This is a genomic window from Brevundimonas sp. NPDC058933 (assembly GCF_049315965.1).
Taxonomy (GTDB): domain Bacteria; phylum Pseudomonadota; class Alphaproteobacteria; order Caulobacterales; family Caulobacteraceae; genus Brevundimonas.
Window position 1 is genome coordinate 1 of sequence record NZ_JBMOSL010000020.1, and the last position, 14,957, is coordinate 14,957.

The window sequence follows — 14,957 nt, forward strand, 5'->3', positions numbered from 1 at the left end:
GGGGGGCTCCTCCCCCCCCACGCTCAGCCCGCCGGTGGGGCCCCGGCCCTGGGGGGTCCCAACGACCCCAACGCCTTTCACAAACTGACCCGGTCAAAACCCACACGGGGGGGCGCCCCCCCCGCCCCCACCGCCTGTTTTCTGTAAGCCGTTTCGAGCGCGGATTTATGCGCTGACGACGGTCTTCAGATACTCGCGAATGCCTTCGTCGGTGGCGTTGGCGAAGAAGTATTCCTTGAACTTTTCACCAGCGATGGTGGCCTTGAGCAGGTCCTGGTCGATGGCCTTCAGCACGGTCAGCATGTCGTTGCAGGTGACGGCCTTCAGATCTTTCAGGATGCCGCGGTTCTTGGCCATGATCTCGGCGCGCTCCTTGGGATAGCCCAAACCGCGCTCGCCCTCGAACAGCTTGCGATAGACGTCCTGAAGGTTCAGTTCGGCCGCCCAGCCGAAACCCTTGGCGTAGGGCATGGAGATGGCGTTGCCGTCGTTGATCTGACCGAACAGGAAGGCGTCGGTGGGATCGATGACCAGGCCGCAGAAGACGCCCGGCATCGAGTTGGAGGCCAGCATGGAGCCCATGCCCGTGCCGCAGCCCGTGACGACGAAGTCGGCGGCGCCCGAGTTCAGCAGGATGCCTGCCAGAAGGCCGTTCATGACGTAGGTCAGCGAGGCCTTATCCTCGGGGGCGTACATGCCGTAATGGAAGACCTGATGGCCCAGGGGTTCTGCAACGCTGGTCAGGGCGGTGTGCACCACTTCGCTCTTCGCGGCCTGGCTGTTTTCGATGATGAGAGCGATCTTCATGGCGGTGTCCTCAAGACGAAGCGATGCCGGACGGATGTCGGCGATTATGGTCTAAGCGATTGCATCATTATATGACACCGGTTACCTAGTCCACCGAAGGACGGACGCAAGATCCGTCACGGCGGCTCGCCCGGCGAGCTCCCAGGGAGACCCCGCATGTACTACGATCCCATGTACGACAAAGTCTATCAGGCCACCCATCCTGACATGATGGACGGCCCCACGAACCAGCAGTTGCGGGATCGCTACCTGATCCAGGGCCTTTTCGTTCCGGGCAAGATCAGCCTGAACTATTCGCACCACGAGCGGATGATCATGGGCGGCGCGACCCCGACCGAGACACCGCTGAGCCTGCCGACCCATTCCGTGCCGGCGTCGCTGGCAGGCGCGCCCTTCCTGCAAGGCCGCGAACTGGGCATCGTCAATATCGGCGGCGCCGGAATGGTCACCGTCGACGGCGAGGTGCTCGAACTGGATTTCCGCGACGGCGCCTATGTGCCGATGGGTTCGGTCAACGTCTCCTTCACCTCGAAGGACGCGGCCAATCCCGCCAAATTCTATCTGGTCGCCACCCTGGCGCACGCCCGGTACGACCTGACCAAGATCTCGATCGCCGACGCTGTGCCGCTGGAGATGGGCGCGCTGGAAACGTCCAACGAACGGACCATCTACCAGTATATCGTTCCGGCCAAGGTGAAGTCCTGCCAGCTGCTGCTGGGCGTCACCGTCCTGAAGCCCGGCTCGGTATGGAACACCATGCCCCCGCACATTCACGACCGCCGATCGGAAGCCTATCTCTATTTCGGCCTCGGCGAGGACGACCGCGTCTTCCACTTCATGGGAGAGCCGGACAAGTCGCGCAACATCGTCGTCGCCGACGGCGAGGCCGTGATCTGCCCGCCGTGGTCTATCCACATGGGCGCGGGCACGTCGAACTATACCTTCATCTGGGGCATGGGCGGCGAGAACCTTGACTACACCGACATGGACAAGCTCGACATCTGTCAGCTGAAGTAAGGACATATGGGCATGGCCAATCCTTTTGATCTGACCGGCAAGGTCGCGCTGGTCACCGGCGGCAATACGGGCATCGGTCAGGGCATCGCCCTGGCGCTGGCCGCTGCGGGGGCCGACGTCGCCTCGGTCGCTCGCCGCACGTCAGACGACACGGTCGGCAAGGTGCTGGCCAAGGGTCGCAAGGGCGTCTCCATCCAGGCGGACCTGACATCGACCGAACCGGTCGAGCGCATTCTGGACGAGGCGACCGCGGCCCTCGGCCCCGTCGACATCCTGGTCAACAACGCCGGCATCATCCGCCGCAATGACGCCGTGGACTTCTCGGAGCAGGACTGGGACGACGTCATGAACGTCAACCTCAAGGTCCTCTTCTTCCTCAGCCAGGCCGCGGCCAAGCGGATGATCGCCGACAACCGTGCCGGCAAGATCATCAACACCGCCTCCATGCTGTCCTATCAGGGCGGCATCCGCGTGCCGTCCTACACCGCGTCGAAATCCGGTGTGGCGGGCCTGACCAAGCTGATGGCCAACGAGTGGGCCAAGCACGGCATCAACGCCAACGCCATCGCGCCCGGCTACTTCGCCACGGATAACACCCAGGCCCTGCAAGAGGACCCGGTGCGCTCCAAGGAAATCCTGGGCCGCATTCCCGCTGGACGCTGGGGCGATCCGTCGGACATCGGCGGCGCCGCCGTCTTCCTGGCCAGCCGCGCCAGCGACTATGTGCAGGGCATCACCCTGCCGGTCGACGGCGGCTGGCTGGCGCGCTGATACCGCGCTAGCGTCCACACCATGAGCAATCCTCGCCCGAACTCCAAGATTCTCTGCTTCGGCGAGATGCTGCTGCGGTTCAGTCCGAACCAGAACGAGCTGCTGCTGCAGTCCCCTGCCCTGACCGCGCGTCCCGGCGGGGCAGAGGCCAATGTCGCCGTCGCCCTGGCCCGCTTCGGCGCGCCGGCGGCCATGGCCACCGTCCTGCCCGACAACGCCCTGGGTCAGGCCGCGCGCGACGAGGTCCGGCGCTATGGCGTGGACACCACCCCCATCGTCTTCTCGCCCGGCCGCATGGGCCTCTACTTCCTGACGCCGGGCGCCGTTCGCCGCCCGTCCGAAGTTCTCTACGACCGCGCCGGCTCGGCCTTTGTCGAGCGCGTCGCCGACGCCTTCGACTGGGACGCCCTGCTCGACGGCTATGAGTGGCTGCACGTTTCCGGCGTCACCCCCGCCACCGGCCCCAACGGCTCGCGCGCTGCGGTCGAACTGGTCGAGGCCGCTGTCCGCAACGGCGTCCGCGTCAGCTATGACGGCAATTTCCGCGGCAAGCTGTGGGAGCAGTGGGCCGGCGATCCGCCCGCCACCCTCGGCAAGATGCTGGCCGGCGCCGAGATCGCCTTCGCCGACGACCGTGACTTCGCCCTTGTGCTGAAGACCAAGTTCGAGGACGCCGATCCCAATGCGCGCCGCCGTCTGGCCGCCGCTGCGGCGTTCGACGCCTTCCCCCGCCTGCAACGCATCGCCTGCACCCTGCGGGTTCAGGAAAGCGTCGCCGATCAGGCCCTGTCGGCCGTCATGCTGACGCGTGGCGCCAACAGCGAGGTGGTCGAGACCTGCGCCGACGCCATTCACATGACCGGCGTCGTGGACCGAGTCGGCGGCGGCGACGCCTTCGCATCCGGGGTGCTGTTCGGCCTGTGGAGCGGCTGGTCCGATCAGGAAGCGCTGGACTTCGGTCTGGCGGCGGCGGGTCTGAAACACTCGGTCCCCGGCGACTTCAACCTGTTCACCGCCGCCGAGGTGCGCGCGGCCATGGGCGACGGCGGCTTCGACATTCGTCGCTGACGGTTTCGTGAAAACGGGGGCGTTTTCAGGCACGCTCCGGCACTAGGAAACCGGTGTCAATCGTGATTAGCTTTGCCGAACTCAAGCAGCCGTCAGAGCTGCGAGGCGACGCATCCGAGGAAGACACCATGACGACCATGAACCGCCGCGCCCTGTTGGCCGCCGGCGCCGCCGCGACCTTCACGGCCGCCTCCGCCCCCGCCCTGGCCAAGACCGTGCTTCAGGCCGCCCCAGAGCGCGCCGCCGTCATCGCCACGATGAAGCGCGCTGCGCGGTTCATGACGGATGAGGCCGCCGTCGAGGGCGGCTATGTCTGGAACGTTCTGCCTGACTTCTCGCGCCGCTGGGGTGAGTTGGAAGCCTCGCCGACCATGATCTGGGTCCAGCCGCCCGGCACGGCGACGGTGGGGCACCTCTACCTCGACGCCTATCACGCCACCGGCGACGAACAGTTCTACGAAGCCGCCAAGTCCGCGACCGACGCCCTGGTGCGCGGCCAGCATCCGGCCGGCGGCTGGAACTACGTCATCGACACGGCTGGCGAGGAGTCGCTCAAGCGCTGGTACGCCACCTATGGCAAGAACGCCTGGCGGATGGAGGAATATCACCGCTACTACGGCAATGCGACATTCGACGACGCCGGAACGGCCGAGGCCTCGCAACTGCTGCTGCGGGTCTATCTGGAGAAGCGCGAGCGCCAGTATCGCGCCCCGCTGGACAAGGCGATCCAGTTCGTCCTCGACGCCCAGTACGCCAACGGCGGCTGGCCCCAGCGCTATCCCTTCGTCGAGGGCGGCGGCCTGCACGGCCACGCCGACTACACACCCTACATCACCTTCAACGACGACGTGGCGGGCGAGAACCTCGAGTTCCTGCTCTACGCCTATCACGGCCTGGCTGTGAACGGTCGCGGCGACGCCCGCGTGCTGGACGCCATCCAGCGCGGCATGGACATCTTCGTGAAGACCCAGCAACCGCAGCCCCAGCCGGCCTGGGGCCTGCAACACTTCCCCGACAGCTTGAAGCCCGCCGGCGCGCGCACCATCGAACCCCAGGCCTTCGCCACCCACGCCACCGGCACGAACATCAAGTCGATGCTGGGCTTCTACCGCCTGACGGGCGACCGCAAGTTCATCGCCCGCCTGCCCGAGGCTCTGGACTGGTTGGATCAGGTCAAGACGCCGCAGAGCCTGATAGCGCCGGGCCGGACCCACCCGACCTTCATCCTCGAGGGCTCGAACACCCCGGTCTATATCCACCGCAAGGGGTCCAACATCACCAACGGCCAGTATTACGCCGACACCAACCCCAACAATCTGATCGTCCACTACGGCTCGTTCCGCAACGTCGACACCGCCGCCCTGCGCCGCGAGTACGAGGAACTGGCCGCCAAGTCGCCCGAGGACGCCAGCCGCAACTCGCCGCTGAAGGCCCGCCCCGGCACGCTGCACCTGCCGAAATACTTCACGCTGCAGGACGTGGACGTCTGGGACATGTCGTCGGACGCGCGCCGCCTCGCCAAGCCCGCGCCGGGCCGCGCCGCCGAACTGATCGCGAGCCTGAACGCGCGCGGCTACTGGCCCTCGCCCCTGACCACGACCTCCAACCCCTATATCGGCGAAGCTCCGGCGGCGGTGACCGGCGGCGAGTATCAGACCACCCGCGTCGGTGACCTGTGGGACACCTCGCCCTACACCACCGACTATCCGGTCGAATGCGTCTCGACCCAGGTCTTCATCAGGAACATGGGCGAACTGATCGAGACGCTGGAGGGCTGATCAGCGGTAGCGTCGGCGCCTACAGATAGGCGCCGACCTGCCAGGGCACGAACTCGTTGTCACCGATGCCGAGCGCCTCCGACTTGGACGGCTCGCCTGAGGCCACAGCCAGCATCCGCTCGAAGATGGCCTGACCGACCTCTTCCATCGTCGTGCCCGTCAGGACCGGCGAAGCGTCGATATCCATATCTTCGTCCATCCAGCTCGCCAGCCTGGCGTTGGAGGCGACCTTGATCGACGGCGCGGGCTTGGCCCCGAAGACCGATCCCCGCCCCGTGGTGAAGACGATCAGATTGGCGCCCGAGGCGATCTGCCCCGTCGCCGAGCAGGGGTCATAGCCGGGGCTGTCCATGAAGCTGAGGCCCTTGGCCGCCAGCGGCTCGGCATAGCCGATCACATCGTTCAGCGGCGTCGAGCCCGACTTGGCCACCGCCCCCAGCGACTTCTCCAGAATGGTGGTCAGCCCGCCCTTCAGGTTGCCCGGCGACGGATTATTGTTCAGCTCCATGCCGTGCTTGTCGGCATAGGCGCGCCACCATTCCAGACGCGCATTCAGCTTGTCCGCCACGTCCTGCGACGCCGCGCGACGCAGCAGCAGGTGTTCCGCGCCCCAGATCTCGGGCGTCTCCGACAGCATGGCCGAGCCGCCGTGCGCGACCAGCAGGTCCACCGCCGCCCCCAGCGCCGGATTGGCCGTCACGCCGGACCAACCGTCCGACCCGCCGCATTGCAGACCCACGGTAAGGTGCGAGGCCGACACCGGCTGCCGCTCGACCTTGGCCGCCTGCGCCACCAGTTCACGCACGACCTCGATGCCCGCCTCGATGGCGCGGGCCGTGCCGCCGGCCTCCTGAATGGTCAGGGCGCGCAAGGTCGGCCCGGCCTCAAGGCCCTCATTGGCCAGCCAGGCCGGGATCTGATTGGCCTCGCAGCCCAGGCCGACGATCAGGATGGAATGGAAGTTCGGATGCTGGGCATAGCCCGCCAGCGTCCGCTGCAGCAGGGTCGTGTCGCTGGACAGCGACGAGCCGCCGCAACCGCCCTGATGGGTAAAGGCCACCACCCCGTCCACGCCCTTGGGCAGGCCGGCGTCGGGGAAGGCGTCGGCGATCCGTCGCGCCACCGTGGCCGAGCAGTTCACGCTGGTCAGGACGCCCACGTAGTTGCGGGTGCCGACCCGGCCGTCGGGGCGTACGATGCCGTTGAAGGTCGCGCCCGACAGCGGTGTCGGCGCATGAACGTCGGCTCCCACCTCCGCCTCCCGCCCATCCTCGGCCATAGCCAGATTGTGGACGTGGACATGATCCCCGGCGGCGATCGCCGTCCTGGCCCGGCCGATGACCTGACCGTAGCGACGGACCCGCCCCCCCTGCTCCACCGCATGGCGAGCGATCTTGTGCCCCGTGGCGACAGCGGCGTGCGCAGGCACGCCCAGCCCCTCGGGCGTCTCGCCAACCGCAATGTCGTCCAGCGCAATGGCGACATCGTCGGCGAGGTTCAGGACCAGGACGCGGCTCATGATCTACTCCGTCACCCGGCGAGCGGCCTCGACCGCGCCGTGCTCTCGCAAAGACAGGAACGCCCCGGTGACCGCATCGACAAAGCGCCGATCGTTCGCCAGCGTCGTCGGGAACACCGCCGAAAGGGTCAGCAAGGCGCGGACCTCGGCCTCGTCGTTCTCCGACGCCGCGATCAGCTCGGCGGTGCGCGACGCCAGAGGGTCATCCACCAAGACGGCCTCCCCGCTCTCGGTCACGCCCTCCTGCCAGCGCATCCAGGCGGCGACGCCCAGGGCCATGGCCTCGATATCCTGCCCGGATTCCAGTCGTTCGGCCGCGCCCGCCAGCAACCGCTGCGGCAGCTTCTGCGACCCGTCCATGGCGATCTGCCTCGTCCGGTGCATCAGGGCCGAGTTGGAGAAGCGGGCCATCAGCTCGTCGCGATAGGCCGCCACATCCAGCCCCGGCGGCGGGCTCAGCGTCGTCTGGGCCGCGTCCCACAGGGCCTCGACGAAGGTGCGGAAGGCGGGAACCACCACGGCCTCATGCACATGCTCATGACCCGACAGGGCGCCCAGATAGGCGATGGCCGAGTGAGAGCCGTTGAGCAGTCGCAGCTTGGCGTCCTCCCACGGCTCGACCGCATCGGTCAGTTGGACCCCAAAGGCCGCAAAATCGGGCCGCTCGCCCGCGAACCAGTCCTCGATCACCCACTGGGTGAAGGGCTCGGCCTTGACCATGCCCTGGTCCTCGACGCCGAGACGGGCCGTCAGGCGAGCCACGTCGTCGGGCGTGGTGGCCGGGACGATCCGGTCGATCATGGTCTGGGGAAAGGCGCCCTCGGCCTCGATCCAGTCGGCCAGCAACGGGTCGAGATTCCGGGCCATGGCGACGACCCCTGCGCGGATACGCTTGCCGTTGTGCGGAATATTATCGCAGCTGATGACGGTGAAGGGCTTGAGCCCCGCCGCCTTCCTCGCCTGCAAGGCCGCAACGATGAATCCCGGCGCGGTACGAGGCGCAGTAATCTCAGCCAGGTCGGCCGCCACGTCCGGGTCGTCCAGCAGCAGGTCGCCCGTTGCGGGGTCCAGGCGATAGCCCTTCTCCGTCACCGTCAGGGTGACGATGTGGACGTCCGCATCCGCCATGGCTGCGACCAGGGCGGCGGGGTCTTCCGGCCCCACCAGAACCCCGCGACCGGCCCCGATGACCCGCAGATGCTCCTCCGCCCCGTCGCGGACGACCAGGGTATAGAGGCCGTCCTGCGGGTTCAGCTGGTCCCTCACGCCGGGCGACCTCAGCGAGGCCCCCAGCACGCCCCAGCGCAGGTCGCCGCTGGCCAGGGCGTCGTCGAACACCACCGCCTGGTGGGCGCGGTGGAAGGCGCCGATGCCCAGGTGGACCACGCCGGTCTTCACCTGGCTGCGGTCATAGCCCGGGCGCGCGACGCCTGCGGACAGGCCCGACAGGGCCGCGTTGTTCAGGCGGGTCACAGCTTGTAGGCCGCCTTGACCAGACCATAGGTCAGGGCGTGGGCCAGTTCGTGGGCCTCATCCTCCTCCATCCGGTGCTCGACCACCAGCTTGGCCAGGAAGCCGCAGTCCATGCGCCGGGCCACGTCGTGACGGGCCGGGATCGACAGGAAGGCCCGCGTGTCGTCGTTGAAGCCGACCGTGTTGTAAAAGCCCGCCGTCTCGGTGACCTGCTCGCGGAAGCGGCGCATGCCCTCGGGGCTGTCGTGGAACCACCAGCTCGGCCCCAGCTTCAGCGCCGGATAGTGGCCGGCCAGCGGGGCCAGCTCGCGGCTATAGCTGGTCTCGTCCAGCGTAAACAGGATCAGGGTCAGGCGGGTGTCCGAACCGAAGCGGTCCAGCAGCGGCTTCAGCGCCCGGACGTAGTCAGTCTGGGTCGGGATATCGCAGCCCTTGTCGCGGCCGAAGCGGTTGAACACCGTGGCCGAGTGGTTGCGGAAGCTGCCGGGATGAAGCTGCATCACCAGCCCGTCCTCGACCGACATGGCCGCCATTTCGGTCAGCATCTGCCCGCGGAACAGCTCGGCGTCGGCGGCGCTGGCCGGCGCGGTCGAGACCCGCTTGAACAGAGCCTCGGCGTCCGACTTCGACAGGTCGGCGGTGAAGGCGGTCGGGTGGCCGTGGTCGGTCGAGGTGGCGCCCATCTCGATGAAGAAGGCCCGGCGGTCGCGAAGGGCCTGCAGGTAGCCGTCCCAAGACATCGTATCCCGGCCCGTTTGGTCCGCCAGAACCTTCAAATTGTCGCGGAAGCCCTCATAGTCGGGATCCAGCACCGGGTCGGGACGATAGGCGGTCAGCACCCTGCCCTTCCAGCCCGAGGCGTTGATGGTCTTGTGGTGCTCCAGCGTGTCGAGCGGGCTTTCCGTCGTGGTCAGCACCTCGATATTGTAGCGGTCGAACAGGGCGCGCGGCTTGAAGGCCTCGGTCTTCAGCGCGGCGTCGATGACGTCGTAGTAGTGGTCCGCCGTCTCGGCCGACAGGCGCACGTCGATGCCGAAGGCCTCGGCATAGACCCAGTCGTGCCACATGCGCGACGGCGTGCCCCGGAACAGGTAGTAGTTCTCGGCGAAGCGGCGCCAGATCGTGCGCGGATCGGCCTCGACCGCCCCGCCGTCGGCGCGAGGCACCCCCAGGTCCTCCATCGCCATGCCCTGCGAGTGCAGCATGCGAAAGACGTAGTGGTCCGGCGTGATCAGCAGCTCGGCCGGGTTGGCGAAATTCTCGTTGCCCGCGAACCAGCTGGGGTCGGTGTGACCGTGCGGGCTGATGATCGGCAGGCCCTTCACCTCGGCGTAGAGGCGTCGCGCCACGCTGCGTGTGTCGGCGTCGGCCGGGAACAGACGGTCGGGGTTCAGACGAAGCGGCTGGGTCATGCAGGTACTCGAAGCAAGAAATCAGGCGGTCGGAAACGACGATCGGGCCAACAGTGATTCGACAGGCGATAGCGGCATGGTCGTCTCCCTGTTCGCCGACCATCTGATGCGGTCGATCGGTTGTATTTCGCTGGCGTAGCCCGGGCCTGCGACATTGACGGAAACGGCGTTCGCCTTCGTCTTGCCACACGCTGGAAACTGTGCGTAGCTTTATATGACACCGGTGGCACAGGCTGACAAACGCCAAATGACACCGGTTCCCGCGATCGCGGAGGCTGGAACGAGGACGATCGATCCTCGAAAGGCCCAACTGGGAGGAGGACATAGATGACCCACCACGCTACCCGTGCGCGTTACGCGCTGACCCTTGGCGCCTCGCTGGGCGCACTGACCATAGCGCTTGCAGGCGCTGCTCAGGCGCAGGACGCCACCCCTGTCCCCGAACAGGACGCCACCACCGTTGATGAAATCGTCGTCACCGGCTTCCGCGCCAGCCTGCAGAACGCCCTGAACATCAAACGTCGCGAAGCGGGCGTGGTCGACGCCATCTCGGCCGAGGATATCGCCGACTTCCCCGACACCAATCTGGCGGAATCCATCCAGCGTATTCCCGGCGTCTCCATCGACCGGGACGCGGGCGAAGGCCGCTCGATCACCGTGCGCGGTCTGAGCTCGGAGTTCACCCGCACCCGCATCAACGGCATCGAGGCCCAGGCCACGACCGGCGCGACCGACAGCTCGGGCGGCGTAAACCGTGGACGCGGCTTCGACTTCAACGTCTTTGCCTCGGAACTCTTCAACAACATCACCGTCCGCAAGACCGCCTCGGCCGAGGTCGAGGAAGGCTCGCTGGGCGCCACGGTGGATCTTCGCACCGCGCGACCGTTCGACTATCCCGGCTTCACCGCCGTGGCCTCGGCGCAAGGCGGCTACAACGACCTGTCCGAGCAGTGGAGCCCGCGCTTCGCCGGCCTGATCTCCAACACCTGGATGGACGGCAAGTTCGGCGCCCTGCTGTCGCTGGCCTACAGCGACAAGAGCTCCATCGAGGAAGGCTTCAGCTCCGTCCGCTGGGGTCCCGCCAACGGCGACAACGGCTTCCAGAACCCTGCCGCCCTGCCCGGCGGTTCTGCGGCTGCCGGCGGCCTGTTCCATCCGCGCATCCCCCGCTATGGCCGACTGAGCCATGAGCAGGAACGCCTGGGCGCGACCATGTCGCTGCAGTGGCGCCCGTCGGACGCGACCACGGTCAGCCTCGACGCTCTCTATTCCAAGCTCGACTCGACCCGGAGGGAGAACTTCCTCGAAGCCTGGTCGCTGAGCCGCAACGCCGCGTCAGGCGGCAAGCCTCAGGTCGACATCGTCGAAGCCATCGCCGATCCGGAAACCGGCGAACTGGTCTATCTGCGCCTCGACGATATGGATATGCGCACCGAAGAACGCTTCGACGTCCTGGAGAGCGAGTTCACCCAGTACACCCTGGAAGTCGAACACGATTTCTCGGACACGGTGCGCTTCCGAGGCGTGGCCGGTCGCTCCAAGTCCGAGTTCGCCAACCCGCTGCAGGTCAACGCCATCATCGACCATCAGGACGGCGACGGCTGGTCGATCGACTTCCGTGAAGACCGCAACCTGCCCAAGATCGTCTATGGCTTTGACGTCACGGATCCGAACCAGTGGACCATCACCGGTCCGGCGCCCGGAGGCGTGGCCCCGCAATCAGAACTGCGTATCCTGTCGAGCGAGCAGTCCAACACCTACACCACCGTCGAGGGCGCGTTCGAGTTCGATATCGACGATCGCATGACGTTCAAGGTCGGCGCGAGCTACAAGGAATACCAGTCCGACGGATCGGGCTACGCGCGTCAGAGCAACATCGCTCCCGCCATTCCGGCTGGCTCCTCGATCGGCAGCCTCACCTATCTGCTCGAAGGCTTCGGCAAGAATCTGGACCTGCCCGCCGGTTCGGCCACGGCCTGGATCTCGCCCAACCTCGACGCCATCATGAAGGCCTATGGCGCAGACTGCCTGTGCAACACCAACGTGCCGGGCGGTGACTTCCGTCTTCTGGGTCTCGAGAACGGCTCCACGGCGCTGGGCAACTGGCGCGACGTGACGGAAAAAGACACTGGTCTGTGGGCTCAGATGGACTGGAACACCGAGTGGGCCGGCATGCCGGTTCGCGGCAACTTCGGCGCGCGCTGGGTGAACACCGAGGTCGAGGCCGCCGGTTACTCCGCGCTCAACGGCGTGACCACCCGCGTCACCGGCGCCAACAACTATGACGACATCCTGCCCTCGCTGAACATTTCGATCGAACCGATCGAAGACGTCATGGTCCGCTTCGGCGCAGCCCGCGTCATGTCGCGCCCGCCGGTGACCAATCTGGTGCCGACGTTTGCGCTCAGCGCGGTCGGCGCGGCGAACCGCACGGCGTCGCTCGGCAACGTGAACCTGGACCCTTTCCGAGCTGACACGTTTGACCTGTCGCTGGAATGGTATTTCGCGCCGGAATCCCTGCTGTCCTTCGCGCTGTTCTACAAGGACATCTCGACCTACGTGCAGACGACCCAGCAACGGATGACCTATGCCGAGCTGACGGCGATGAACCCAGAAGCCTTCCCCGCAGCCACGAACCGCCCGCCTGCAGAGGACTACGTCTTCAGCACCCCGACCAATACGCCAGGCGGTCCTCTGACCGGCTTCGAGATCAGCTACCAGCAGCCCTTCACCTTCCTGCCGGGCGCCTTCTCGAACCTGGGCGTCCAGGCCAACTTCACGCACGTCGAGTCGGAGATCGACTACTGCACCACGGCCGCCTGCACCGCCTATGTCACGGCGAACCTGGTCAACCTGTCGCCCGACGCCTGGAACGCCACGCTGTATTATGATGACGGGCGCTTCAACGCCCGTGTCTCGGCCGCCTATCGCGACACCTATTATCAGCAGGTTCCGGGGGCCAATGGCGGCACGCGCGGCATCGTCGCCACGGGCAAGACCGAGACCCTCAGCATCGACGCCTCGGCCTCGTTCAACGTCACGGAAAAGCTGGCGCTGTCGCTGGAGGGCATCAACCTGACCGACGAGTTCAACCGCCAGAACCACGGCGAACTCGATGGCGTGCGTGACAGCACATACGTCTATCACCACACGGGCCGTCAGGTCTTCGTGGGCGCTCGCTACAAGTTCTGATCACGTTTCCACCGCACTCCTGAGCGGTGACCTGGGCGCCGACGATCTGATCGTCGGCGCCTTCTTTTTTACCCGACGACCGGAGACAGGCCCGCGATCCGACTGAGCGCTGCGATGTCGAAATGCGTCTCCAACACAGCCGCTATCCGGTCCAGCGCCTGATCAACGCGCTCGGTCTGATCGCCACCTGTCGATAAGGCGCCGAGGTCGGCCAGGATGGCCGCACGCGCCTCAGGCTGATCGAACAGGCCATGGATATAGAGCCCGGCGATCCGGCCGTTAGAAGAGACTGCGCCATGCGCCTGCCCGTCTATGCGGAGGAAGGGACGAAGGGTGTCGGGCCCACGGGTCTGACCAATATGGATTTCGTAGCCGGCGAACGGCGCGTCGGAGGCCGCCAATCGCCCGCTGGTCTGGCGCAGGGTCTTCTCCCCCGCCAGCACGGTCTCGACGTCCAGCAGACCCAGGCCGGACGCCGAACCGGCCACGCCCTCGACGCCATCAGGATCGCTGATCGTGCGCCCCAGCATCTGATAGCCGCCGCACACGCCCAGCACCCGCCCGCCGCGCCGCACATGGGCGGCGATGTCGACGTCCCAGCCCTGGGCCCGCAGGAAGGCCAGATCCGCCAGCGTCGCCTTGGTCCCTGGCAGGATGATCAGATCCGCGTCCCCCGGCAGGGCCGTTCCCGGCGGGACAAAGCCGAAGTCCACGCCCGGCTCATGCCGCAGGGGATCGAAGTCGTCGAAATTGGCGATGCGCGACAGCATGGGCACGGCGATACGGACGCGTCGCCCCCTCTCGTCACCCATCGCCCGATCCAGCACCACGGCGTCCTCGGCGGGCAGGGCTCGCGCATCGGCCAGCCAGGGCGCCATGCCCAGATCAAGCCAGCCAGTGCGGCGAGAGATCTCGGCCCGCCCCCCGTTGAACAGGGCCGGGTCGCCCCGGAACTTATTGATCAGAAAACCCCGGATCATGGCGCGGTCGCCTTCGTCCAGCACCGCGTGAGCGCCCACGAGACTGGCGATGACATGACCCCGGTCGATGTCGCCGACCAGCACCACCGGCACGTTCGCCGCGCGGGCGAAACCCATGTTGGCGATGTCGCCGGCGCGCAGATTGGTCTCGGCCGGGCTGCCCGCCCCCTCGACGATGACCAGATCGGCTTCGGCTTGCAGGCGACGGAAGCTGTCCACCACCACGTCCAGCAGCATGGCTTTGCGGTCCTGATAGCCCGCTGCCTGCCACACGCCCTCGACGCGCCCACGCACGATCAGTTGCGCGCCCGTATCGCTTTGCGGCTTCAGCAGGACCGGGTTCATGTCCACGGTCGGCGGCGTGCGGCAGGCCAGGGCCTGAAGCGCCTGCGCCCGACCGATCTCGCCTGCCCTTCCCTCGGCGTCGGGTGCGGTGACGGCGGCGTTGTTGGACATGTTCTGCGGCTTGAAAGGGCGCACGGTCAGACCGCGATTGGCGAACAGCCGACAAAGGCCCGCGACCAGCACCGACTTGCCCACGTCGGAGCCGCAGCCCTGAACCATCAGCGCCGCCATCGGCCCTCCGCGCACATCCATTCTCATCACTCGACCTAGGGCCGGGCGCTCGAGCAGGTCAATCAAAGATGGACTTCAGCGTCCGGCATCCCCCTGCGAAAAGGACCCAGGCTCCCGCCGCGCGAGCGATGAAGGGTGGCGGTATAGGTATCTGGCGTCATGCTTTGCGGCGGGTAGGCAGGACGGGGTCTCGCCGCAGCCGCGCTGGATCAGAGAGTAAGTACTGAACGTCAAGAAGCCCCGCTGGGACGCACCGGGGCTTCTTGATATTTGGGTGCGGGAGCAGGATTTGAACCTGCGACCTTCAGGTTATGAGCCTGACGAGCTACCGGGCTGCTCCATCCCGCGGCAAGGCGGCGTGCGA

At 66.7% G+C, this 14,957-nt stretch carries 11 protein-coding genes and 1 tRNA gene; 6 read left to right on the plus strand and 6 right to left on the minus strand.

Features of this window, described 5'->3' with window-relative positions; all coding sequences use genetic code 11:
- Positions 1–165 precede the first annotated feature (165 nt).
- The gene (locus tag ACOZBP_RS17020; protein WP_422677512.1) at positions 166–807 is read right to left on the minus strand and encodes an RpiB/LacA/LacB family sugar-phosphate isomerase; all 642 of its coding nucleotides are present in this window, start codon (positions 805–807) and stop codon (positions 166–168) included.
- A gap of 171 nt (positions 808–978) precedes the next feature.
- On the opposite strand from ACOZBP_RS17020, the gene kduI reads away from it, so the two are divergent.
- The 4 genes from kduI to ACOZBP_RS17040 all read left to right on the plus strand — a co-directional run bounded on the left by kduI (position 979) and on the right by ACOZBP_RS17040 (position 5,441).
- The gene (gene kduI, locus ACOZBP_RS17025; RefSeq protein WP_422677522.1) at positions 979–1,824 is read left to right on the plus strand and encodes a 5-dehydro-4-deoxy-D-glucuronate isomerase; all 846 of its coding nucleotides are present in this window, start codon (positions 979–981) and stop codon (positions 1,822–1,824) included.
- Between the two features lie 12 nt (positions 1,825–1,836).
- Positions 1,837–2,595 carry a 2-dehydro-3-deoxy-D-gluconate 5-dehydrogenase KduD gene (gene kduD / locus ACOZBP_RS17030; protein WP_422677513.1) on the plus strand — a complete coding sequence of 253 codons (759 nt, stop codon included), beginning with the start codon at positions 1,837–1,839 and terminating at the stop codon, positions 2,593–2,595.
- A gap of 21 nt (positions 2,596–2,616) precedes the next feature.
- Positions 2,617–3,663: a PfkB family carbohydrate kinase gene (locus ACOZBP_RS17035; protein WP_422677514.1), complete on the plus strand. Its 1,047-nt coding sequence runs from the start codon at positions 2,617–2,619 to the stop codon at positions 3,661–3,663.
- Between the two features lie 128 nt (positions 3,664–3,791).
- Entirely contained in the window at positions 3,792–5,441 is a 1,650-nt protein-coding gene (locus ACOZBP_RS17040; RefSeq protein ID WP_422677515.1) for a pectate lyase, read from the plus strand.
- A 19-nt stretch (positions 5,442–5,460) separates the two neighbouring features.
- Here ACOZBP_RS17040 and ACOZBP_RS17045 read toward each other — a convergent pair whose 3' ends face one another.
- From ACOZBP_RS17045 to uxaC, 3 genes are read right to left on the minus strand one after another with little or no spacing between them, the layout of a single operon-like run.
- Positions 5,461–6,960 (minus strand): UxaA family hydrolase, encoded by a 1,500-nt coding sequence (locus ACOZBP_RS17045; RefSeq protein ID WP_422677516.1) that lies wholly within the window; start codon positions 6,958–6,960, stop codon positions 5,461–5,463.
- Positions 6,961–6,963: 3 nt separating this feature from the next.
- Positions 6,964–8,433 carry a mannitol dehydrogenase family protein gene (locus tag ACOZBP_RS17050; protein WP_422677517.1) on the minus strand — a complete coding sequence of 490 codons (1,470 nt, stop codon included), beginning with the start codon at positions 8,431–8,433 and terminating at the stop codon, positions 6,964–6,966.
- Positions 8,430–9,845 carry a glucuronate isomerase gene (gene uxaC / locus ACOZBP_RS17055; protein WP_422677518.1) on the minus strand — a complete coding sequence of 472 codons (1,416 nt, stop codon included), beginning with the start codon at positions 9,843–9,845 and terminating at the stop codon, positions 8,430–8,432. Before uxaC ends, ACOZBP_RS17050 begins: the two co-directional genes overlap by 4 nt.
- On the opposite strand from uxaC, the gene ACOZBP_RS17060 reads away from it, so the two are divergent.
- Both ACOZBP_RS17060 and ACOZBP_RS17065 read left to right on the plus strand, forming a co-directional pair.
- Entirely contained in the window at positions 9,844–9,984 is a 141-nt protein-coding gene (locus ACOZBP_RS17060; RefSeq protein WP_422677519.1) for a hypothetical protein, read from the plus strand. The genes uxaC and ACOZBP_RS17060 overlap by 2 nt on opposite strands.
- 188 nt (positions 9,985–10,172) lie before the next feature.
- Positions 10,173–13,037: a TonB-dependent receptor gene (locus ACOZBP_RS17065; RefSeq protein ID WP_422677520.1), complete on the plus strand. Its 2,865-nt coding sequence runs from the start codon at positions 10,173–10,175 to the stop codon at positions 13,035–13,037.
- Between the two features lie 68 nt (positions 13,038–13,105).
- Here ACOZBP_RS17065 and ACOZBP_RS17070 read toward each other — a convergent pair whose 3' ends face one another.
- Together ACOZBP_RS17070 and ACOZBP_RS17075 are read right to left on the minus strand one after the other, a co-directional pair.
- Positions 13,106–14,593: a cobyric acid synthase gene (locus tag ACOZBP_RS17070; protein ID WP_422677521.1), complete on the minus strand. Its 1,488-nt coding sequence runs from the start codon at positions 14,591–14,593 to the stop codon at positions 13,106–13,108.
- Positions 14,594–14,864: 271 nt separating this feature from the next.
- Positions 14,865–14,941 (minus strand) — tRNA-Met (locus ACOZBP_RS17075).
- Between the last annotated feature and the right edge of the window lie 16 nt (positions 14,942–14,957).

Bases quoted from the DNA above. Each gene is read 5' to 3' on its own strand.
- ACOZBP_RS17045 (WP_422677516.1), bottom strand. From the start codon at position 6,960: ATGAGCCGCGTCCTGGTCCTGAACCTCGCCGACGATGTCGCCATTGCG.
- ACOZBP_RS17065 (WP_422677520.1), top strand. From the start codon at position 10,173: ATGACCCACCACGCTACCCGTGCGCGTTACGCGCTGACCCTTGGCGCC.
- ACOZBP_RS17035 (WP_422677514.1), top strand. From the start codon at position 2,617: ATGAGCAATCCTCGCCCGAACTCCAAGATTCTCTGCTTCGGCGAGATG.
- ACOZBP_RS17040 (WP_422677515.1), top strand. From the start codon at position 3,792: ATGACGACCATGAACCGCCGCGCCCTGTTGGCCGCCGGCGCCGCCGCG.
- ACOZBP_RS17020 (WP_422677512.1), bottom strand. From the start codon at position 807: ATGAAGATCGCTCTCATCATCGAAAACAGCCAGGCCGCGAAGAGCGAA.
- uxaC (WP_422677518.1), bottom strand. From the start codon at position 9,845: ATGACCCAGCCGCTTCGTCTGAACCCCGACCGTCTGTTCCCGGCCGAC.
- kduI (WP_422677522.1), top strand. From the start codon at position 979: ATGTACGACAAAGTCTATCAGGCCACCCATCCTGACATGATGGACGGC.
- kduD (WP_422677513.1), top strand. From the start codon at position 1,837: ATGGCCAATCCTTTTGATCTGACCGGCAAGGTCGCGCTGGTCACCGGC.
- ACOZBP_RS17070 (WP_422677521.1), bottom strand. From the start codon at position 14,593: ATGGCGGCGCTGATGGTTCAGGGCTGCGGCTCCGACGTGGGCAAGTCG.
- ACOZBP_RS17060 (WP_422677519.1), top strand. From the start codon at position 9,844: ATGCAGGTACTCGAAGCAAGAAATCAGGCGGTCGGAAACGACGATCGG.